Origin of the sequence: Rhizobium mulingense (assembly GCF_029194105.1) — a bacterium.
Classification (GTDB): Bacteria; Pseudomonadota; Alphaproteobacteria; order Rhizobiales; family Rhizobiaceae; genus Rhizobium; species Rhizobium mulingense.
In genome coordinates this window covers 968,997-990,880 of record NZ_JARFVE010000002.1, presented here as the reverse complement: position 1 = coordinate 990,880, position 21,884 = coordinate 968,997, and the positions used below count along the sequence as shown (strand labels likewise).

The 21,884-nt window shown below is 60.9% G+C and carries 17 protein-coding genes; 9 read left to right on the top strand and 8 right to left on the bottom strand.

Annotated features, from left to right (window positions below):
- Positions 1 to 104 precede the first annotated feature (104 nt).
- A complete protein-coding gene (locus PYR71_RS04990; protein WP_275618440.1) occupies positions 105 to 3,515 on the bottom strand; it encodes a DEAD/DEAH box helicase in 3,411 nt (1,136 codons plus the stop codon).
- Positions 3,516 to 4,029: 514 nt separating this feature from the next.
- Here PYR71_RS04990 and PYR71_RS04985 point away from each other — a divergent pair.
- The gene (locus PYR71_RS04985) at positions 4,030 to 4,812 is read left to right on the top strand and encodes a helix-turn-helix transcriptional regulator (protein ID WP_183919079.1); all 783 of its coding nucleotides are present in this window, start codon (positions 4,030 to 4,032) and stop codon (positions 4,810 to 4,812) included.
- A 99-nt stretch (positions 4,813 to 4,911) separates the two neighbouring features.
- Here PYR71_RS04985 and PYR71_RS04980 read toward each other — a convergent pair whose 3' ends face one another.
- Positions 4,912 to 5,235, bottom strand: coding sequence for a hypothetical protein (locus PYR71_RS04980; protein WP_275618439.1), 324 nt, complete (start codon positions 5,233 to 5,235; stop codon positions 4,912 to 4,914).
- 386 nt (positions 5,236 to 5,621) lie between these two features.
- Between PYR71_RS04980 and PYR71_RS04975 the strand changes: the two genes are divergently transcribed.
- Genes PYR71_RS04975 through PYR71_RS04955 form a run of 5 tightly spaced genes read left to right on the top strand, consistent with a single transcriptional unit; the run spans position 5,622 to position 11,025 of the window.
- Complete coding sequence (locus tag PYR71_RS04975; protein ID WP_275618438.1) at positions 5,622 to 6,644, top strand: UDP-glucuronic acid decarboxylase family protein; 1,023 nt, start codon at positions 5,622 to 5,624, stop codon at positions 6,642 to 6,644.
- Between the two features lies 1 nt (position 6,645).
- Positions 6,646 to 7,629: a UDP-glucose 4-epimerase GalE gene (gene galE / locus PYR71_RS04970; RefSeq protein WP_275618437.1), complete on the top strand. Its 984-nt coding sequence runs from the start codon at positions 6,646 to 6,648 to the stop codon at positions 7,627 to 7,629.
- Positions 7,626 to 9,491 carry a glycosyltransferase family 2 protein gene (locus tag PYR71_RS04965; protein ID WP_275618436.1) on the top strand — a complete coding sequence of 622 codons (1,866 nt, stop codon included), beginning with the start codon at positions 7,626 to 7,628 and terminating at the stop codon, positions 9,489 to 9,491. The genes galE and PYR71_RS04965 overlap by 4 nt, the downstream gene beginning before the upstream one ends.
- Before the next feature lie 37 nt (positions 9,492 to 9,528).
- On the top strand, positions 9,529 to 10,050 hold the full coding sequence (locus tag PYR71_RS04960; RefSeq protein ID WP_275618435.1) for a DUF995 domain-containing protein: 522 nt from the start codon (positions 9,529 to 9,531) through the stop codon (positions 10,048 to 10,050).
- Positions 10,051 to 10,053: 3 nt separating this feature from the next.
- The gene (locus PYR71_RS04955; protein ID WP_275618434.1) at positions 10,054 to 11,025 is read left to right on the top strand and encodes a glycoside hydrolase family 26 protein; all 972 of its coding nucleotides are present in this window, start codon (positions 10,054 to 10,056) and stop codon (positions 11,023 to 11,025) included.
- A gap of 106 nt (positions 11,026 to 11,131) precedes the next feature.
- Here the strand turns inward: PYR71_RS04955 and PYR71_RS04950 are convergent, their stop codons facing one another.
- Positions 11,132 to 12,418 (bottom strand): ABC transporter substrate-binding protein, encoded by a 1,287-nt coding sequence (locus PYR71_RS04950; protein ID WP_275618433.1) that lies wholly within the window; start codon positions 12,416 to 12,418, stop codon positions 11,132 to 11,134.
- Positions 12,419 to 12,561: 143 nt separating this feature from the next.
- On the opposite strand from PYR71_RS04950, the gene PYR71_RS04945 reads away from it, so the two are divergent.
- Genes PYR71_RS04945 through PYR71_RS04935 form a run of 3 tightly spaced genes read left to right on the top strand, consistent with a single transcriptional unit; the run spans position 12,562 to position 16,461 of the window.
- Positions 12,562 to 13,608 (top strand): LacI family DNA-binding transcriptional regulator, encoded by a 1,047-nt coding sequence (locus PYR71_RS04945; protein ID WP_275618432.1) that lies wholly within the window; start codon positions 12,562 to 12,564, stop codon positions 13,606 to 13,608.
- A complete protein-coding gene (locus tag PYR71_RS04940; RefSeq protein ID WP_275618431.1) occupies positions 13,598 to 15,454 on the top strand; it encodes a DUF2264 domain-containing protein in 1,857 nt (618 codons plus the stop codon). The genes PYR71_RS04945 and PYR71_RS04940 overlap by 11 nt, the downstream gene beginning before the upstream one ends.
- Positions 15,451 to 16,461: a hydroxyacid dehydrogenase gene (locus PYR71_RS04935; RefSeq protein ID WP_275618430.1), complete on the top strand. Its 1,011-nt coding sequence runs from the start codon at positions 15,451 to 15,453 to the stop codon at positions 16,459 to 16,461. Before PYR71_RS04940 ends, PYR71_RS04935 begins: the two co-directional genes overlap by 4 nt.
- Positions 16,462 to 16,471: 10 nt before the next feature.
- Here PYR71_RS04935 and PYR71_RS04930 read toward each other — a convergent pair whose 3' ends face one another.
- The 5 genes from PYR71_RS04930 to PYR71_RS04910 all read right to left on the bottom strand — a co-directional run bounded on the left by PYR71_RS04930 (position 16,472) and on the right by PYR71_RS04910 (position 21,773).
- On the bottom strand, positions 16,472 to 17,749 hold the full coding sequence (locus PYR71_RS04930) for a Gfo/Idh/MocA family protein (RefSeq protein WP_275618429.1): 1,278 nt from the start codon (positions 17,747 to 17,749) through the stop codon (positions 16,472 to 16,474).
- Positions 17,750 to 17,790: 41 nt separating this feature from the next.
- Complete coding sequence (locus tag PYR71_RS04925) at positions 17,791 to 18,621, bottom strand: sugar phosphate isomerase/epimerase family protein (protein WP_275618428.1); 831 nt, start codon at positions 18,619 to 18,621, stop codon at positions 17,791 to 17,793.
- A gap of 27 nt (positions 18,622 to 18,648) precedes the next feature.
- On the bottom strand, positions 18,649 to 19,812 hold the full coding sequence (locus tag PYR71_RS04920; protein WP_183919094.1) for a dihydrodipicolinate synthase family protein: 1,164 nt from the start codon (positions 19,810 to 19,812) through the stop codon (positions 18,649 to 18,651).
- Between the two features lie 3 nt (positions 19,813 to 19,815).
- A complete protein-coding gene (locus PYR71_RS04915; protein ID WP_183919095.1) occupies positions 19,816 to 20,964 on the bottom strand; it encodes a Gfo/Idh/MocA family protein in 1,149 nt (382 codons plus the stop codon).
- A gap of 131 nt (positions 20,965 to 21,095) precedes the next feature.
- Positions 21,096 to 21,773 (bottom strand): TetR/AcrR family transcriptional regulator, encoded by a 678-nt coding sequence (locus tag PYR71_RS04910; RefSeq protein WP_275618463.1) that lies wholly within the window; start codon positions 21,771 to 21,773, stop codon positions 21,096 to 21,098.
- Positions 21,774 to 21,884 lie beyond the last annotated feature (111 nt).

The following is a 21,884-nucleotide window of genomic DNA, read 5'->3' as shown; positions in this document are numbered from 1 at the left end:
TAACCTGAAGGCCGCAGGTTCAAATCCTGCCCCCGCAACCATATACAAAAATAGCCCGCCAATCCGGCGGGCTTTTTTGATTCAAAACACATCGGAGTGAGCACTCAGCCCAAAAGGAGCGGGTTCCGATCCCTCACCTCCAGCGCATTCCGTGCCAGGAATTCCGTGGCCTGGACCGTCTCCAGAGCGTTCGCCGCCTCCCTGAAATATGGCAGCGTTTGCCAGAGCGCGCGATCGCCGACAATGTAGAAGCGCCGCTTGGCGCGCGTCAGCGCCACGTTCAAGAGGTTTGGCTTGGAGGCGGCCCAACCGGCCGCTCCGCGATGATCGGCATCGGCGCCGAGCACCATGAAAACGATATCCTCTTCCTTGCCCTGGAAAGTATGGACGGTGCCTATCCGTTCCTGAAGCCACTTCTGCAGTTTCGGTGGAGATGCGCCCGTATATCCGTCCTGGTCGGTCCATCGCGCATGGGTCAAAGCCCGTCTCAGACTGTTCTTCACCTCCTTGAACGGCGAGATGATATAGAGGTTCGGCAATATACCGGACCGGCGGTAGGTCGCGGCGAGGAGATCGACGATGAAGTCTGTCTGCTCCGCAACGGCCTGCTTGCCCGAAACCTTGCCCTTGACGTCGATCCAGGCGCTGTCGCCATAGAAGGGCGGCGCGTCGCCGGCCGGCCGTCGCTCTGCCAGCCCGAAGATCATCTTGTTCTGGTAAGCGATTTGGTTGGCGAGGCTGAACATCGGATCGATGCAGCGTCGATGCACTCTGAGAGGGCTGCCGATCCAGAGCCCGTCTGCTTCCTCGTTTTGAAGCGTTGTTCCGTAGCGATTGGCGGCATCGGCCAGCATCTGCACCGACACCCTGTTCGGCGAATACTGGCCTTGCGCCGTGTGCGGTGAGAGAGCCGAAGCGGCGTCAATCAGTGCGCTCGGAAGGGTAAAGACCGGTTCGATCTGCTGGGGATCGCCGATCACCATGACGCGGCGCCCCCGCAACAAAGCCCCGACGGCCGCCTGTGGCACGGCTTGGCCGGCTTCATCGATGAAGACCCAGCCGATCGAGCCGGTTTCGAGACCGCGGAACTGCCGGGCGAAGGAGGCGAATGTCGTCGAGACGATGGGTACGACCATGAAGAGGCTTTGCCAGATCGATGCAGTATGTTTGTCATCGACGGGATTGTTGTTGGACAGCAGCTTGCTGATGGCAACGATATTGCCGCCGAAACCTCCGCCCTTCCGGCCGACCTCAGCCAGCCACGCTTCATGCAGCGTCAACGCTGCTTCGAACAATGCCGAACGTAGAGCCGCCAGTTCGTCCTGATGCCAGAGGCCGTCAATCTGCACCTGATCGCTGTCGAGGTCGGCAAGGCGCTCCGGTGCGGCGGGATGATCGAGAATTTCTCCCAGCCGCTCCAGCTCTTCGGTCTTCGCAAACCAGTTTTCCCGTCGTGACCGCAGTGCCCGTTCGGCTTTGTCATGCACCCGTAAAGCGCGTTCCAGCGCGGGTTTATCCGTCTTCGCAAGCTGATCCTCGCATTCTGCCAACGCCTTGCGCAGTTCGAGCTGCTTGCGCGCATTGGCGACGACGTCTTGCCGGTGCTGCCGGGCGGGGTTGGTCGCGAGCACTCTCTTCCATTGCGCCGGAGCGCTGCGGTCGAGCAGCTGTTCCTCCTCCTTCAAAGAAGACAAACTGTCCTTGATCTGGCCCATCTCGGCCGCGATCTCATTGCACCGGTTCTGCGCACGGCGAAGGTCATCAGCGGCGGCGGCCAACTTCTCAAGCGTTTCGCGGCAGAATGCATCCCGCGTAACCAGCGCGACTTCATCTCGGAGATCGGCATAGCGCGCATACTGCCCGATCTTGTCGCGAACCATGTCGTCGGCGGCATGAAAGGCAGCCGATGCTTCGGCGAAGGTCGGTCCCTCATAACTCTTCAGCCATTCCCAGATGGTCTGCGGCTTCTGGGCGCCCGACCAGCCGGGCTTCGGCCTGTCGGTGATTTCCATAAAGGCGAAACGTTCCTTGAACGCTCGGCGGTTCCTGGAATTGCCGAGCACACAGGCGATCAATCCCCACGGGCGATCGCCATCGGCGAGTTTGATCACGCCCCCATTGTCCTTCTGACAGGCGATTTTATGAGCGACCGTCTGCAGATAGTGGAAGGACGACGTCTTCGAAATCGAGCTTTGCTTGGGAAGATCGCGTGAGATATTCTCGACGGCGGCATTGTTGGAGGATGCGACGATCATTTCGAATCCGGCGAGCGCCGGGATCAGCGCCGATATCGAGGCCGTGCTGCGGTCGGCAAAAGTGACGCGGCGCGGCGCACCGTCAAAGGCATCGCCTGCCATCTCGAGGCCGCCCAAGATCCGGGCCCGCCGAACGATATTGTCCGCGAACATGTCGCGCAGCAGGGTCGTCTTTCCGGTGCCGGGCGGACCGTTGACCGAGAACAGTCCGGTTTCCGAGCGGTCGCCAATGGCCGAATTGATCGCGAACTGCTGCATGAGGCTCATGGCGAGGTGAGGTTCGCTCAGCCAGCGTCCGCGGTTGAGATTGGCCGGATGCAGCGCCCGAACGATGGCGCGGTGCCCATCTCGCGAATAGAGGTCGACCCGCTTTTCATTGGCCAGCGGGGTGAGATATCGCCTGAGCGGCTCTGGGACATTGCCCTGCTTGACGCAAATCAAAGCCCGTTCGATGTCCTCGACGAAGAAGCTGTTCAGGATGCAAATGTCTTCTTCACCATCTGCACTCTCGTCTTCCTCATCGTCGGCATTGGGGGCATGGTCCTCCGGTTGGGGTTGTAGGGAGATGAGATCGGATCGCTCCGCCTTGTCACGGTAGCGTATTTCGACGGCGGCGATGGGCCTTTCCTGGCGCGAGACAAAGCTCGCCCAATCGCAGAGCAATTCATGCAGCGCCAGGATTTCGGCGGCATCGATCGGCTGATCGGAGCCGGCCTCGAAGGTTGAAGATGTCAGCTGTCGCTGCGCCCGAAAGTTTTGAAGCAATTCCGACAGCTGCCGTTTGCTGTCGGCAAACGCCTCATGGCTTAGTGAAGCAAGCCCGAATTTCTGCACGCGGCCGAGAGCCCATGGAAGCGTGGAAACCGCAAAGGTTTCGAACATCGGCTGTCCCAGCGGCGTGAGCTGCAGGCTGGCAAAGCAGGTATCGCCATCGAGATCGCTGCGTTCGGCATCCTCGTACTCGGCAATATCGGCTGCAACGCGGTCGAAGCGCCGGCGGATATCGGCAATTTCGGATTTGCTGAAAACGCTGAGGAACAACGTAAAGCCGGTAATCTGCTTCTCCTCGGGTATGACAGGACGGCTGAGTGCTGCGCCATCCTGCAACAGCGTTTTTGCATGCAGCCAGAAAACGGTCCGTCCTTCCGCTGAGACGAGCCGACTTGAGAGATCGTAAGGTATGAAAAACTCGATTTTGTGCCAGAAATCGAGAATAGCCAGAAGCCGTTCCCGTTCCGCTCTGTCTGCATCGGTCTGCATGACTTCTCACTGAGGAGTTGCTAAGTGGCTCTCGCCTCTTTTAGCAACGATTGCAGCTCAAAATCAAAGACCATGGTGATTGGGCGCCCGGCCGAACGCGTCAGGGCGCGCAAGGTGCGTAGACGCAGCCCGGAGGCTTGAAGGGCAGCGCTGGCCTTGGCGGCATAACTGAGGGCGGCCGGATCGTTCGAGGACCGCCTCCGCTGGCAAAGAATGATAAAAATATGACAATTTGTACTGGAATATTACATTCATCTGATTATCTATAGTGAAAGCAAATATAACCCTGTAGTATATGTTTTAACAAAAATACAACCGAAGCGAAGTAGCGTATCGTTTTTCGCCCCCGAAAACTAATCACTTTGGGCCATTTCCTTCCTTCTCAATCCGTATTAACATAATTAAGAAATGTCTAAAGAAGAGGGCGGTGACATCAAGGGGGCGGCATTTCATACTATCTTCTACCCGCCATCGCTTCACGTTTGAGTAAAGTGTAACGCTAGGGGAGGCGTATATGTTCATGACAGGCTCAGGAATGGAGAATACCGACCAGGCAAGAAAGTCTAGCGCTTCCGGAGATACTATCCTTGTAGTTGCCAAGGCGGATCTGTTTTCAGAATGCATGGTGGAGGCACTGGCGAAGAAATTCCCGAACTGTGATGTGCCAAGCTTAGCAAATACGAAGCCGATGCTGGAAAAGGATACTAGCGATATAAAGCTCGTTTTATTCTATCATATACCTCAGCCTGAGCTTCAGGACGCATTGAAGGCGGTACGGGAAAATCACCCGGAAACCTCGATCGGACTCGTTGTCGAGGCCATCGACATGCTGGAACCCTATGTCAGCCGTTTGGTGGAGGCAAGGATCATCGACGGCGTCCTGCCGCTCAATCTTCGGCTTGATGTCTTCATGGCCGCGGTGGATCTGCTGATGAAGGGCGGGGAGCATTTTCCCTCGGCACTTCTTAACCGTCTCGCCAACAAGAGCCCCCAGCTGGAGCCTTCACTCTATCAGACGAAATCGGTCGATGCCGCGCGCAATAATGCGCTCAAGCTGAGACGCGACAGCATCTCCGCTTTAACGACCCGCGAGGTTCAGATCCTGGATCTCATCTGCAAGGGGACGCAGAATAAGATCATCGCTGACAAGCTGCATCTTTCCGAAAACACGGTGAAGGTTCACGTCCGCAACATCTACAAGAAGATGAACGTCCGAAACCGCACCGAGGCAGCGTCCCGCTTCTTCAACGACCATCCGGTCGGCGATGACGAGATGTCGAGCCGTTGGCGCAACTGATCTGAAGCGCGCCGCGTCTGTTCTGGCGCCCAAGGGACGCCGCAGCACGTTGGACTGCCTGATAATTTTACCCTTGCATCGATGTCGAAAGGATATGTTTCAGATCGACGGACGCGCAAAGCAGCGCGACTTCTGTCCGAAGCCGCTTGGAGAGCAGATATACGGGGCGGACCCGTGATAGGCGACGACGCGAGCAGGTGCCGCGGCCGGCCGCACGGCCCGGTCTTCCGGGTAGGCGTAAGCCTTCGAGGCATGTGGCGTCTCGACGACGACGACATTCTTTTTCGCGACGGCGGCTATGTCGTCGTTAACGACCGCACAGGCCGTCGGTCCGACCGCAAGAACCGTCGTCCCCCAGGCAAGCATCGCAAAATGAAATAGACGCCAGCCTTTCGACTGCGCTGCAGCGTGTTTTTTCGACATGGCCAATCCCCTCGCATATGGCTCTCCATGATGCAAGACCGGTCGTGCAGTTCCGCGCGGCCAGCCCTCAATTCTTTGTACCTGTTCTTGATTAACCGAAGCATGAGTTATGCCTTGATACTCGTTCTACGTGAAAAAAAATGGAAAAATGATTAATTATTTGTTACACCAAAGAACAATTGGGTAGTTATTTCGGGCTGAGGACGTTTTTAAAGTTGACCTAGCTAACAATCGTCTTATCATTCGAATAGTGAGTCAGTTATCCGAAGAATAACTATAAGGTTATTCAAGTTGAGATACTCAATGAGATGAATATCCGACCGGATATTGGAGGCATGCAGCGCCTGAATAAAACAAAAGACTAAAAACATGGGAAGGAGTTTGTAATGCGTAGTTTCGTTCCCGGCGAAGGCTATTCTGAAGTAGAAGGCGTGCCGGTGCTCAAGAATCTGGGCACTGCCCTTGTCAATGGCGGGGCCGGCTTTCTTGGCTCGCATCTCTGCGAAAGGCTTCTGCTACGCGGCCACAGCGTCATATGCCTTGATAATTTTTCGACCGGCCGTCGTGTGAATGTCGATCATCTCCTGTCGAACCCCCGTTTTCGCATCATCGAGCACGATGTCCGGCAGCCCTTCGATATCGAAGCGTCGCTCATCTTCAATTTTGCCTCGCCCGCGTCTCCGCCCGATTATCAGCGGGATCCGGTCGGTACATTGCTCACTAATGTGCTCGGTGCCGTCAACACCCTGGACTGTGCGCGAAAGACCGGCGCGATCGTCGTTCAATCGTCGACCTCGGAGGTTTATGGCGATCCGAACCAGAGCCCGCAGCGCGAAACCTATTGCGGCAACGTCAACCCGATCGGGCCGCGCGCCTGTTACGACGAAGGCAAGCGCAGCGCCGAAACCCTGTTTTTCGACTACCACAGGACCTATGGTGTCGACATCAAGGTCGGCCGCATCTTCAATACCTATGGGCCGCGTATGCGCCTGGATGACGGCCGGGTCATCTCCAATTTCATCGTGCAGGCTCTGCGCAACGCCGACCTGACGATTTACGGCGACGGCCAGCAGACCCGCTCTTTCTGCTATGTCGACGATCTCGTCGAAGGTTTCCTGCGTTTCTCGGCAGCCGGCAGCGCCTGCCACGGCCCGATCAATCTGGGCAACCCCGGTGAATTCACCGTTCGGCGCCTGGCGGAGATCATCCGGGACCTCACGAATTCGCGTTCCCGCATCGTTCACCTGCCTGCAGTCGTCGACGATCCGCGCCAGCGGCGGCCGGATATTTCCCGGGCGATGATCGAGCTGGGATGGCAGCCTCACATCGAGCTCGAAGCCGGCTTGGCGCGCACCGTCGATTATTTCGACGGCCTGCTTGCCCGGACAGAGAAGGTGGAGGCCATATGAGATGCCCCGCTACATTCTCGTTACCGGCGGCGCCGGTTTCATAGGCAGTCATATCTGCAAAGCGCTGTCGCGCGCCGGCATGATCCCGGTTACCTACGACAACCTGTCGACCGGACATGCCGACAGCGTCCGCTGGGGTCCGCTCATCCGGGGTGAAATCGGCGATGCGGTGGCGCTGCGTCGGACAATGGTCGAATTTTCGCCCGATTGCGTTATCCATTGCGGCGCAAACGCCTATGTCGGCGAATCCGTCGAGATGCCGAGAAAGTATTACCGCAACAACGTCGTCGGCAGCCTCACGCTGCTCGAAGCCTGCCTCGATCAGGAAATCGAGCGGATCGTCTTTTCGAGCAGTTGCGCCACCTATGGCGTTCCCGCCTCGTTGCCGATACGGGAGGAAAGCCCGCAGCAGCCGGTCAATCCCTATGGCCGCACCAAGCTGATCTTCGAGATGGCGCTGGAGGACTTTGCCGCCGCCTATGGCATCCGCTTCGCCGCCTTGCGTTATTTCAACGCCGCTGGCGCCGATCCGGATGGCGAGCTTGCCGAGCGCCACGATCCCGAGACTCACCTCATCCCTCGCGCCCTTCTCGCTGCCGCCGGCAGGCTGGAGCGGCTCGATATCTTCGGCACCGACTATTCGACCGCGGATGGAACCTGCGTTCGCGACTATATCCATGTCAGCGATCTCGCGCAGGCGCATTTGGCGGCCGTCAAGCACCTGATGGCGGACGGCGGTTCGCTCAGCGTCAATCTCGGCTCCGGGCGGGGGACCTCGGTGCGCGAGATTCTTGCGGCCATCCATCGCACGACCGGCCGCGAGGTGCCGGTCCGGTATCGCTCCCGCCGCGCGGGCGATCCGCCGATCCTTTTTGCCAACACGGCAAGGGCGAAGGCGGAACTCGGCTTCTCGCCGGCACTATCGGATATCGATACGATCATCCGCACCGCCGGTCCCACCTTCGGGCTGGAGGTGATGGCATGACCGACGCTTCGCACACCGGCTACGGCCTCGCGCCTGCGAAAGCCGCCACCAGCACCGAAGCATTCGATCCAGTTTTCACCGGCCACAAACGCGTCGCCTATGGTTTCGGTATCCTCTGCTGGCTGGCCGCGCTCGGGTATTTCTGGATCTGGTGGTGCCAGTCCGCCCATATCATTTCCTGGACTGCATTCGGGCTCATCACCGCCGTCCTCGCCTGGATCACGCTCGTCCCGGCCTATTTCATCCTGATCTTCCTCGATGCCAGGACGATCAGTTCGCGTGCACGGCTGCCGGAAGGGCGCGTGGCGATGGTGGTCACCAAGGCACCGTCCGAGCCTTTTGCCGTCGTCCGCGCCACGCTGCAGGCGATGCTCGATCAGATCGGCGTCGAGTTCGACGTCTGGCTGGCCGACGAGGATCCTTCCGAGGAAACCAGACGCTGGTGCGCCGAGCACGGCGTGCTGATCTCCACCCGAAAGGGTGTGGCGGCGTATCACCGCACGACCTGGCCGCGCCGGACCCGGTGCAAGGAAGGCAATCTTGCTTATTTCTACGACCATTTCGGCTATGCACGTTACGATTTTGTCGCCCAGTTCGACGCCGATCATGTGCCGACGCCGACTTATTTGCGGGAAGTTCTGCGCCCCTTTGCCGATCCCGGCATTGGCTACGTCTCCGCGCCCAGCATCTGCGATGCAAATGCGGCGGCAAGCTGGGCGGCGCGCGGAAGGCTTTACGCGGAGGCAAGTCTGCACGGATCGCTGCAGACCGGTTACAACAATGGCTGGGCGCCGCTTTGCATCGGCTCCCATTACGCGGTTCGCACATCGGCGCTTCGTCAGATCGGCGGCCTCGGCCCCGAACTTGCCGAAGATCACTCGACGACGCTGATGATGAATGCCGCCGGTTGGCGCGGTGTCCATGCCGTCGATGCGATCGCCCACGGCGATGGTCCAGCGAATTTCGTCGATCTCGCCGTCCAGGAATTTCAATGGTCGCGCAGCCTCGTCACCATCCTGCTGCAGCATTCCCGCCGCTACGTCACCCATCTGCCCTGGCATCTGAAATTCCAGTTCGTGTTTTCGCAGCTGTGGTACCCGCTTTTCTCCGCCGTCATGGCCGTGATGTTCCTGCTGCCGGTCGCCGCTTTGCTGACGGGCCATGTCTTCGTCAACGTAACCTATCCGGATTTCCTGCTGCACTTCGCGCCGACATCGATCGCGCTGACGCTGTTTGCCTTCTTCTGGCGAGCAACGGCAACCTTCAGGCCGCACGACGCGAAACTGTTCGGCTGGGAGGGACTTGCCTTCATCTTCCTGCGTTGGCCGTGGTCCCTTGCCGGCAGCCTCGCAGCTGTTCGCGACCATCTCTGCGGCTCTTTCGTCGACTTTCGCATCACGCCGAAAGGCCGGCAGGAGCAGCTATCTTTGCCGTTGCGCATCGTCGCGCCCTACATCGGCCTCGCCGGCCTTTGCGCCGTAGCCATGGTGTTTGCCACCGACGACGCCCCCCAGGGATTTTATATTTTCGCCGCGATGAATCTCATGATCTATCTGCTGTTGACGGTGCTGATCGTCCTTCGCCATGCGATCGAGAACGGTCTGCCGTTGCTGCCGCAGTCACGCGGCCAGTGGCTGGCGACGGCGACGGGGCTTGCGATCTGCATCACCGGCGGCATGCAGGCCGGCGGCCATGGTTTGCGCAGTCTCGAGGCGCTTTCGCACGGTCAGTCGTTCATCAGCTTCAGCCAATCGCAATTTGCCGTGGCCGGTGCCGGCCTCGGTGGCAAAACCCGGATCATCAAGTTCCGCATTAGGTGGAATGGATTCGGGAGCACGGGACGGGACGAACAAGGTGTATGAGCCGGGCGAACTGGCGAGGGTCGAGGAGGAGAATGTAATGCGTATCGGATCGAGACTATATGGGGTGGCCCTAGCTCTCAGCCTGTGCCTGCCATTGGCGGTGCAGGGCGCCGAGACCGCAAAGAAGAATGAGCCGACGCCGCTCAGCGCTTATGAGCTCTACCGGATCTACAGCGACAGGACCTGGACTTGGGATACCGGCGGCGGGCGCTTCATCGAGGATGGCCGGCGGTTTGTCGCCTGGGTGAACGACAAGGGCAAACAATCCTTCGCCGAAGGCAAATGGGTTGTCGACGACCTCGGCCAGCTCTGCATGCGCGCCACCTGGACGAATGCCGAGGGTGCAGCGCGCGCCAGCACCTGTTTCGGTCACCGCAAGATCGGCAACACGATCTATCAGCGGCGCCAGCCGAACGGCAACTGGTACGTCTTTCGGCATGCATCGGTGCGGGAGGATGACGAATTCCGCAAGCTGGTTGCCGCGGATACCGTTAGCGCCAAGGCACGCGATCTGAAGCAGCTTCTGTTGGACCAGCAACTGGCCCGAAAAGGAGGGTGAGCCATGAAGAAGCTGATGAAAAACCATCTCTCGACCGCCTCGCTCGCACTGCTGCTATTGTGCGTCGCGGATCTGCCGGGCCGAAGCGAGGTGCAATATGCCGGCATTGCCCCGTACCAGGCATCCAGCATGCGAACGGTCATCGACAAGCGCCCAGTGGTTCATGCCGATGGCATCAAGTTCGGCGCCTATGACCCGCATGGGGATTTCGGCGCTCAGACGAATGTCACGACCGAAGCCCTGTTCCTGCCATGGGAAGATGTTGATCTGGAGACGCTGCGTGTTGCCGATGCCTATGCGCAGGCCAGAGGCCGTAACCTGCTGATCACGGTCGAGCCGTGGTCCTGGGACGTCGACTGGCGGCTGACCTCCGATCAGCTTCGCCGCAAGGTGCTGCGGGGCGATTACGACGTCAACATGCGGGCGATCGCGCAGATGATCTCTCAGTTGAGGAGCCCCGTAATCGTCCGCTGGGGCCAGGAGATGGAGGACAGGTCGGGCCGGTTTTCATGGTCCGGCTGGAATCCGGCGGATTACATCGCGGCCTACAAGCGGATGATGGATATTGTTCGCGACGAGGCGCCCGGCACCGAGCTGATGTGGTCGCCGAAGGGGGAGCCCGGCCTTGATGCCTATTATCCCGGCGATGATTACGTCGATCTCGTCGGCCTGTCGGTGTTCGGGCTGCAGCGCTACGACGAGCTTGCCTACAACAAGCACCGGACCTTTTCGGAAGCGTTGAAGCAAGGCTATGATCTCGTCTCCGGCTATGGAAAGCCCATCTGGGTTGCAGAACTCGGCTACGAAGGCGGCGACGCCTATATGAGACCCTGGATCGAGACTGCGACACTGAAACAGAGCGCCTTCCCGAACCTTCAGGAAGTCGTCTATTTCAATGACCGCGACGTACACGCCTGGCCCTTCAATCTTGGCCGGCCGGACTGGCGCGTGGTCGAAAGCCTGGCAGCCAACTGAAAAGCATCTGAGGCGCAAATCGATTCGGTCGCAACACGCTTCAATCAGGAAAACAGAAAGGCCCGCCGGGGTTTTGCGTGCCTCACCTCTGATATCCGGCAGCCGATCATCCCTTGAGCGTTGCCTTACCCTCTTCGACGAGCCGGGCCGCCGCATCGGCGGGTGAGGTCCGTTCGAAGGCGAGTTCGTCGCAGATCGGGCGCAGCACGCGCTGGTCGAATTGGGTTGCTCCCATCGGCACCGGCGGCGGATATTCGCCGACCTGATCCTTGAGCATGTTGACGTATTTGACCGTTTCCTGCTCCGTCGGGTTCAGCTGCGGCAGAATGGCGTCACGCACGATGGGCGACATCGGCACGCCGCGCTCGACGCCGAGAATCTTGCCGGCCTCGATGTCGTTGACGAAGAAATCGATGAATTTTGCGGCCGCTTCGCCGTTCTTCGTCGTGGCGCCGACACTCCAGATCAGCGCCGGGCGGTAGTAGTGGCCTGACGGCCCGCCCTTCTTTTCCCGCGGCAGCATGGTGATGCCGAGCTTGTTCTTGATGATCAGCTGATAGCCGATCATTTGGTTGGAATAGGCCATGCCGATCACCGATTTGCCGAGACCGAGGCTATTGGTGTCGATGGTGTTCTGGTCGAGCGTCTGGACGTCGGCAGCAACCGTGCCCCCCGCCTTGCGCAGCTTCTCCCAGTAGTCGAACCATTCCGTCGCATCGTCGGCCGTGAAGCCGAGCCCGACTCCCTCCTTGGCGAAGAGGCTCTTGCCGCGCTGGCGCAGCCAGGCGTCGAACACATAGGCGTAGCGGGCGGCATAGGGGCCTCCGCCCTTGCCGGAGGACTTGGCGAGTTCCACGGCGAGCTTGGCATATTCATCCCAGGTGAGATCGGGTGTCGGCATCGGGATGCCGGCCCTTTCGAATTCGACCGTGTCGAAGAACATCGAGAAAGAGTTGAGGCCGAGGCCGACGCCATAGAGTTTCCCATCGATGGTGGTCAATTTCAGCATGTCGGGGCCGAAGGACTGAACCTTCAATGCCGATGGGACGAACTCGTCAAGCGGCATGCATGCGCCGCGCTTGGAATAGTCGGAGATCGTCCCCGGCTCGAGCTGGAAGATGTCGGCGATCGAGCGCCCCGCCATCTGGGTGGCGAGCTTCGTCCAGTAGCCGTCGCCGGAGAGCGATTCACCGACGATCGTGACGCCGGATGTCTTCGACTGGTAGAGTTTGGCGACGTCGAGCGTGCGTTTGGCGCGGTCGTTGGACCCCCACCACATGGCGCGCAGCGACGCGTCTTCGGCAAAAGCCGGAATGGCGCGTCCCGCGCCAAAAGCGAGGCCGGCGGCTGCTCCGGCTGAACCCATCAGGAATGAACGGCGGTTGACCTGCATGATATCCTCCTTGCCCAATATGCCCGCTGCCATCCTCCAACGGCATTTGCAGACATTTCCTCACCGAGAGTACGCAAAAAAATAATTATTGCAAGAAGTAACGATTATCTTGCAAATTTGCGTAAGTTGCATAAGCTTTGCCTATGAACGAAGAGAAAATCAGACGGCCGCGTCAGGCCGATATAGCTACATTGGCCGGCGTCTCCGTCTCCACGGTGTCGCGGGTTCTTGCCAATGAACCCGGCATCAGTGAAACCGTGCGCCGTCAGATTTTGAAGGTAGCGGCCGAGCATGGTTATCCGGTCAAATCCGCGACTGAAGCCGTTGCCGGCGGGCTGGCGCTGATCGCCAGCGACGGCGTCACCGGCGGCCTCAGCGTCTTTTATGAAGCGATTGTCGAGGGGCTGCGCGCCGGCGCCGCCGAAGCAGGCATGTCCTTCGAAATCCGGATGGTCCGCGAGGATCGCACGACGCCGGACGCCGTGCGCGACTATATGCAGGCAGCAGGCGCCGAAGGGCTCTTCCTCGTCGGCATCGATCCGAACGAAATGCTGCGCGGCTGGCTGCGGGACACCATGACGCCCACCGTTCTCGTCAACGGCACGGACCCCGGAACGCAATTCGACGGCGTTTCGCCGGCTAATTTCTTCGGCGCCTATCAGGCGACCAGCCGATTGCTAAAGGCCGGCCATCGCCGCGTCCTGCATCTGAGCGGCTCGCACCGCCATACGATCCGGGAGCGCATCCGCGGATTCGAGGCGGCGATCGCCGCCGCTCCTGGTGCCGAGGGCCGTTTCGTGGCCCTCGCACTGCAGGGCAGCGCCAGCGGCGAGGCCCATGAACGCACGGCGGCGATCCTTGCTGAAAATGCTGGTTTCACCGCCGCCTTCTGCATGAATGATTTCATCGCCGTCGGCGTACTGGAGGCCGTCACCGAAGCCGGTCGGCGGGTGCCGGAGGACTTCGCGATCGTCGGCTTCGATGATCTGCCCTGTGCGCTGATGACAAATCCGCAGCTTTCCACCATGCGCGTCGACCGTGTCGCCCTCGGGCGCGAAGCCGTTTCGCTGATGCTGTCCCGTTTCCGCAACAGGACGGCGCCGGCGCGCCACATCTGCCAGGCCGTCGTTCCCGTTGCGGGAGGGACCGTTGTGAACGTCCAAACCCGTGAGCGATCCGATGACCTATGATCCCGCCAGCGCCAATCCGCTCGCTGGCAATCCCCTCGAAACCCGCGCCGATATGGGCCGAGCCCTGCTTGGTCTCTTCGATCCGCTGGTTGCTTGTTTTTCGAAAGGCAATGCCCGCGTCAGGCTGAGCGGTGCCGCCGCCCATTTCGACCGGGCGGCGGCCGATCTCGAAGGTTTTGCCCGCCCGCTCTGGGGTTTGGCGCCGCTCGGCGCCGGCGGCGGAGACTTCGCCCACTGGCATCGTTTTGCCGAAGGCCTCGCAAACGGCACCGACCCCGCGCATCCCGAATATTGGGGAACGGTCAATGGCCGCGATCAGCGGATGGTCGAGTTTGCTGCCCTCGGTTTTGCCCTGGCGCTGGTGCCGGAAAAAATGTGGGAGCCGCTTGATGCGCGCGCCCGCAGCAATGTCATCGCCTATCTCAAGCATGCTAGACAGTTCGACTATGCCGACAACAACTGGAAATTTTTCCGGATTTTCGTCGACATTGCCCTCGATCGTCTCGGCGCCGATTTCGACCGCAGCCTGACGCGGCAATATCTGGAGGAGCTCGAAGGCTTCTATATCGTCGACGGCTGGTATCGCGACGGAAACGTCCGCCGCATCGACCACTACATTCCCTTCGCCATGCATTTTTATGGGCTGATCTATTCGAAGCTCGTCGACGACGATTACGCCAAGCGCTACCGCGAACGGGCGATCCTCTTCGCCCGCGATTTCCGCCACTGGTTTGCCGCCGATGGGGCGACCATCCCCTTCGGCCGCAGCCTGACCTATCGCTTTGCCTGTGCCGGCTTCTGGTCGGCGCTTGCCTTTGCCGGCGTTGAAGCTCTGCCCTGGGGTGAGGTCAAGCACCTCTGCCTGCAGCATCTGCGCTGGTGGAGGGACAAGCCGATTGCCGATCGCGACGGCGTGTTGTCGATCGGCTTCGGCTATCCGAACCTGCTGATGTCGGAGAGCTACAATTCCGCCGGCTCGCCCTATTGGGCGTTGAAGGCCTTTCTGCCGCTGGCGGTCGCCGACGACCATCCGTTCTGGACCTCCGAGGAAAAGGCGCCGGAGCCGGCGCCCGAGATCGTTCCGCAGCGCCATCCCGGCATGGTGATGATGCGGGCGGGCGGCGATGTCGTGGCACTGTCATCAGGCCAGGAAAATCTGCAGATGCGTTTCGGCACGGAAAAATACGCCAAATTCGCCTATTCCACCCGTTACGGCTTCAGCGTCGAATCCGATGAGCGCGGCTTTGCGCTCGCCGCTTTCGATTCGATGCTGGCCTTCAGCGATGACGGCCTGCACTACCGCGTGCGCGAAACCAATGAGGAAGCCAAGCTCGCGGGCGATGTGCTTTATGCGAAATGGTCGCCTTTCCCGGATGTCAGCGTCGAAAGCTGGCTGGCGCCCGCGGCCCCCTGGCATATCCGCCTCCACCGGATCAGGGCGGCCCGGCCGCTGAGGGTCGCCGAAGGCGGCTTCGCCATCGCCCGCCGGGATTTCGAGCTGGACACGCTGTCGGCTTCGGATGGGGCTGCCTATGCCATCGGCGAAGCCGATTTCAGCGGTATTCTCGATTTGGGATCGTCGGTCGATCGCGCCGGCCTCGCGCAGAAGGCCCAGCCCAATACCAATGTGATCGTCGCCAAGACCATCGTGCCGCAGCTGCGCGGCCAGATTGCGTCCGGTGAGACCATCCTGGTAACGGCGGTGCTGGCGCTCGGCGATCCCGCCGCCGCCGCGTCCGCCTGGACGCGGCCGCCGAAGGCGCCTGATCTTGCGGCGCTGGAGGCGCTGGTGCGGGAAAGGGGTGTGATCGTCAGCGCCATCGACGCGCCGGGTCAGATGCCATGAGCCGCCCGGCAATCGTCCTTGCCATGGAGCCGTCGCGTACGGAGCATGTCCTGCCCGACGGGATCCTGCGCCGGCTCGATACCATCGGCCGCCTGCTGGATCCCGAGCCGCTGCAGCGCCTCGACGATGCACGGGCAGGACGACTGCTTTCCGAAGCCGAAATCCTGGTGACCGGCTGGGGCGCACCCTATGTCGGGCCGGAGATTCCCGCTGCTTCGCCGCGGCTTCGCCTCATCGTCCATGCGGCGGGCACGGTGAAGGGCATCATCGACGAAGCCATCTTCGAAGCCGGCATAACAGTAAGCCATTCGGCAGAGGCCAACGCCGTGCCGGTCGCCGAATTCACTCTTGCTGCGATCCTCTTCGCAGGCAAGCGCGCCTTCCGGTTCCGCGATCTCTACGTTGCCGACCGCAACCGCGATCGCACCTATCCGATGCAACGCGAAGCGATCGGCAACTATGGCCGCACCCTCGGCATTATCGGCGCCTCGCGCATCGGCCGGCGGGTGATCGAGCTGTTGAAACCCTTCGAATACAGGCTGCTGCTGTTCGATCCCATGGTCGATGCCGCCGAGGCAGCCGCACTGGGAGCTGAAAAAGTCGAGCTCGACGCATTGATGCGGCGCGCCGATATCGTTTCCCTGCACGCGCCGTCGCTGCCCTCGACGCAGCATATGATCGATGCATCAAGACTATCGCTAATGAAGGACGGCGCGACGCTCATCAACACCGCGCGTGGCATCCTCATCGATGAGGTGGCCCTGCTGTCGGAGCTGAAGACCGGCCGCATCGACGCCGTCATCGATGTCACCGACCCGGAAATTCCGGAGGCGGGTTCGCTCTTCTATGATCTGCCGAACGTTTTCCTGACCCCGCACATTGCCGGCGCCATCGGTCTGGAACGGGCGCGTCTCGGCGAGATGGCGGCGGACGAGGTCGAGCGTTTTGCGACCGGTCGGCCGCTGCGCTACCAGATCCGCCGGCAGGATCTCGAAAACATCGCCTGACGCTTTAGCGTCAGCGCGGTGTCCTCAGCGAATTGGGTGAGCCGTCATTGGCAAGCTCGGGCATCAGCTCGGCGATTTCGACCACCTTGCCGGTCCGCGAACTCGTCAGCGCGGCAATGCCGCAGAGCACCGACATGGCGCCCGCCCGGGTGCCGGCGCGCTGGCCGAGCCTGTCTTCCATCTCGGGCTTGAAGATCATGTTGCGCATGCGGTCGTCGCCCCCGTAATGGCCGCCGGTGAAATGCGGAACGACGATGCGCTCGACGGCTTCCTGGCCGTTCGGAAAATTGCGGATGAGAAGAATGGTGTCCTCTTTCGGCTGTTCCCAAGGCTGCGCCTCGTACTGGCGGATCTCAATACGGCCCTTGGTTCCGTTGAAGGCAAGGTGATGACCTTCGATCGGCTGGAACGTGTTCAGCGAATAGGAGACATGAACGTTGTTGCGGTAGCGCAGGCTGACCACCATCGTATCGGGAATGTCGATATCCTCGCGGAAAACGCAGCCGTCGCGGAAATAGCCGTCGATCTTCGAGGGATCCTCGTAAAGCTGATCCAGGAAAGGATCGGCCTCGAGATCGAGATAGTAGTCGCATTCATGTGCGTGCGGACAGAGTTTGCAGCGGGATCCGCGGAACGGCCCCTTGCGGCCGTAGTTCTGCAGATCGGCAAAGGACGTGACGGCTTCTGGATCACTGTCGAGATACCAGTTCAGGAGATCGAAATGGTGGGTCGCCTTGTGAACGAACAGGCTGCCGGAATTTTCCGTATAGGCATGCCAGCGGCGGAAGTAGTCAGCGCCGTGTTTGGTGTTCAAATACCAGTGGAAGTCGACGGAGGTCACCCGGCCGATCTCGCCGGCATTGAGCAGTTCCTTGATGCGGGCCGCCGTCGGCGCATAGCGATAGTTGAAGGACACGTCGACCCGGCGACCGGTGCGCTTCTCGGCGTCGAGAATCCGGCGAATTTTCTCGATCGAGGTGGTCATCGGCTTTTCGGTGATGACGTCGATGCCGGACTCCAGCGCCCGCACGATGATATCGTCATGCGTCTGGTCGGGCGTGCAGACGATGACCAGATCCGGCCTCTGCTCGGCGAGCATGGAATCGATGTTTTCGTAAAGCGGCGCGTTGCTGCCGATCATGTTGCGGGCCCGCTCGCCGCGCAGCGAGTTCTTCTCGACGATGGCGGTCAGATCGACATGTTCGCGCCAGCCGGCAAGCAGGTCCTTGCCCCACATGGTGGTGCCGCGGTTTCCGGTGCCGATCAGGGCAAAACGGCGTTTCTCCATCGAATGATCCTCCTGCATGCGTGATGAAACAAATATTGAAATCAGATCTGGCAGCAGCTCCGGAAGCGCTCGATACAGGTGGCGATCACCTCTTCGGCCGGGCGTTTCCACCAGGTCTCGGCCGAAAAAATCTCCACCTCCTGCGCCCCGACGAAACCGGCCGCCTCGATCATCCGTCTTATGCCTTTGAGGTCGATGACGCCATCGCCCATCATGCCGCGGTCGAGCAGCATGTCCTTGGTCGGCACCAGCCAATCGCAGATGTGATGGGCGAAGATGCGTTTCATGCGGCCGGCGCGGGCGATCTGATTGGCGAGATCGGGGTCCCACCAGACATGGTAGACATCGATGGCCACGCCGACATCCTCGCCGAGGGGTTCGCACATATCGAGCGCCTGGCCGAGTGTGTTCACGCAGGAGCGGTCGGCGGCATACATCGGATGCAGCGGTTCGATCGCGAGCTTCACACCGGATGCCTTGGCATGCGGCAGAACGGCAGCGATGCCGTCGAGCACCATCTGGCGGGCAGCGACAATATCCTTCGAGCTGCCGGGTAGGCCGCCGACGACGAGCACGAGGCAGTCGGCGGAAAAAGCCGCCGCCTCGTCGATCGCGCGCCTGTTGTCGTCGAGGTTCTTTTGCCAGTCGACCTCGTTCGCCGCCGGAAAGAAGCCGCCGCGGCAAAGGCCGGTCAGCTTGATGCCGTTCGACTTGACGATGCGCACGGCCTCGTCGAGACCGGTCTTGGCGACCTGGTCGCGCCAGGGCGCGATCGAGGTAATGCCGTGCTTCAGGCAAATATCGACGGCTTCCGCGAAGCCGCATTGCTCGCGGATCGTCGCCAGGTTGATCGAAAGTCCTTCGACCTGCATCTCATTCCTCCCCTGCCATGCCTGAGATCAGTGAACGCCGTGGACGGCCAGCACCTGGCGCATGCGCGCTGTTGCGAGTTCGGGATCGGCCAGCACCCGCGCCTTGTCGGCCAGGCGGAAGAGTTCGGCCAGATGTGTGAGCGAGCGCGTGCTCTGCTGGCCGCCGACCATGACAAAATGATCCTGCAAACCGTTGAGATAGGCGAGGAAAACGACGCCGGTCTTGTAGAAGCGGGTCGGCGCCTTGAAGATGTGGCGCGACAGCGGCACGGTCGGCTCGAGCAGATCGAAGAATTCGTGATTGCTCTTGCGGCCAAGCGCGTCGAGCGCAGCCGACGCTGCCGGCGCGATCGCATCGAAAATGCCGAGCAGCGCGTCGGAATGGCCCTCTTCGTCGCCGGCAATCAGTTCGGCATAGTTGAAATCGTCTCCGGTATACATGCGCACGCCTTTCGGCAGCCGGCGGCGCATCGCCACTTCCTTCTCCTTCGACAGCAGCGAGATCTTGATGCCGTCGACCTTTCCGGCATTGGCCTCGATCACCTCGAGACAGGTTTCCATCGCTTTCAGATGGTCGTCATTGCCCCAGTAACCCTGAAGCGCCGGATCGAACATTTCGCCGAGCCAGTGGATGATGACCGGCTCCTTGACCTGGCGCAGGATGCGATCATAGACCCTGACGTAATCGTCCGGGCTCCTGGCGACGACGGCAAGTGCTCGGCTTGCCATCAGGATGATGCGGCCGCCAGCCGCCTCGACCGTTTCGAGCTGTTCCTCATAGGCCTTGAGGATCGTGTCGATCGTGACCTCGGGGCCGGGGATCAGGTGGTCGGTGCCGGCGCCGCAGGCAATCAATGCATCCTTGCGCCCGGCGGCTTCGCCAAGCGCCCGGCGGATGAGGTCACGCGCTTCCGGCCAGCCGAGCCCCATGCCGCGCTGCGCCGTATCCATGGCTTCAGCGACCCCGAGGCCGAGATCCCAGAGCCGATGACGGAAGGCGAGCGTCCGCTCCCAGTCAATCGCCGGCGTCAGCCAGGGGTCATTGTCGGCGAGCGGATCGGCGACGACATGGGCGGCGGCATAGGCGATGCGCGGAAAGGCTGTGGCATCACGCTTCTTCAGTTCGATCGGCGTGCCTGTCAGCGTATAGGCGACGATCTTGCCGTCGAGGGGGAGATTGATTGTCGTCACGCCTCAGAACTCCAGTGCGGGAACGTCGAGCCAGCGGCGCTCGGCCCAGGATTTCAGGCCAAGTTCGGCCAGTTGCACGCCCTTGGCGCCGGCTTCGAGCCCGTAGGGCCACGGCGCATCTTCGACGACATGGCGGATGAACATTTCCCATTGCGCCTTGAAGCCATTGTCGAAGGCCTGCGTGTCCGGAACCTCGTCCCAGGTCTTGTAGAAATCGATCGTCTGCGGCTGGTCGGGGTTCCAGACCGGCTTCGGCGTGTTGACGCGGTGCTGGCTCCAGCATTTCGTCAGCCCGGCGACGGCCGAACCATGGGTGCCGTCGACCTGGAAGGTGACGAGATCGTCGCGGCGCACGCGCACCGCCCAGGAGGAATTGACCTGCGCGATCACGCCGCCTTCAAGTTCGAAGGTCGCATAGGCGGCATCGTCGGTGTCGCAATCATAAGGCTTGCCCTGCTCGTCGATGCGGCGCGGAATATGCGTGGCGCCGAGGCAGGAGACGGCCTTGACCTCGCCGAACAGATTGTCGAGCACGTAGCGCCAGTGGCAGAGCATGTCGAGGATGATGCCGCCGCCGTCGCCCTTGCGGTAGTTCCAGGAGGGGCGCTGCGCCGGCACGCCCCAATCGCCTTCGAACACCCAGTAACCGAATTCGCCGCGCACCGAGAGGATCTTGCCGAAGAAGCCGGAATCCCTGAGCAGCGCCAGTTTGCGCAGGCCGGGCAGGAAGAGCTTGTCCTGGACGACGCCATGCTTGAGGCCGGAGCGCCGCGCCTTGCGGGCGAGGTCGATCGCCACCTGCAGATCGTCAGAAATCGGCTTTTCGCAATAGACGTGCTTGCCGGCGTCGAGCGCCCTCGACAGAAGCTCGGCGCGCATCAGCGTCGTGCCGGCGTCAAAGAAAATCGTGTCGTCGGAATTGGCGAGCGCGGCATCGAGATCGGTCGACCAGCGTTTGATGTTATGCTTCTTCGCCAGCTCTTCCATCTTGGCGCCGTTGCGGCCGACGATGATCGGGTCGATCTCAAGTTTTTCGCCCGATTTCAGCGTGATGCCGCCTTGGTCGCGGAAGGCCAGAATCGAGCGCACCAGATGCTGGTTGTAACCCATGCGGCCGGTGACGCCGTGCAAGATGATGCCCAAGCGTGCCATTTTTTCCTCCCTGCAATCTTTTTCGGCGGGAGCGGGCATGTCGGCCCGGCCCTCCCAAGCCGGTAACTAAACGGTTACTTGATGACAGAAGAGCGGCGAGCCTGTCAAGAGTCAAATCCTGCTTTCGCTATTCAGCGCTTGATCGAGGCGAGCGTGACGTGGACGATATGCTTTTCCCAGGCATTGAGATTGGCCGGCTCGATCAGGTCGCGGCCGAAGATCGTCGAAAGCGTGTACTGGTTGGAAAGGTAGAAATAGCCGAGCGAAGCGATCGTCAGGTAAACATGCAGCGGATCGGCCGTCTCGATGAAGACGCCCTGTTTCTTCCCTTGTTCGAGCACTTGGGATAGCTCGCCGATCAGGTGCGAATGCAGTTCCTTGAGCCGCACGGACTGGCGCAGCCACCGGGCGCGATGCAGGTTTTCCGTGCCGAGCAGGCTCAGGAATTCCGGGTGCTGGAGGAAATAGCGCCAGGTGAAGAGCGCCAATTCGCTGATGCCATCCTCCGGGCTGCGGTCGCCGATATGCAGCGCGCGCTCGGCGGTCCGGATGCCGACATAGGCCTCTTCCAGCACCTTGAGGTAGAGCTGCTCCTTGTCGCCGAAATAATGATAGAGCATGCGTTTGTTGGTGCCGGCCCGCTCGGCGATGGCGTCGACGCGGGCGCCGCCCATGCCGTTATCGGCGAATTCCCGGGTTGCCGCTTCAAGGATCGCGCCACGTGTCCGCTCCGGATCGCGCTGGGCCGTCCGCTCCGGCGACGGTCGCCGGGCCTGCTTCTTTCCCATGTTTCCCCCGCTGTCGTTCATCGCTCCACCCCTGTCCTCACGTGTTGCGCTCATAACCCTTCGATGTGAAATTGTAAAAAGCGAATTTGGAAGGGCGGCCCACCCGGAACAGAAGGGTCGGAGCATGACGTC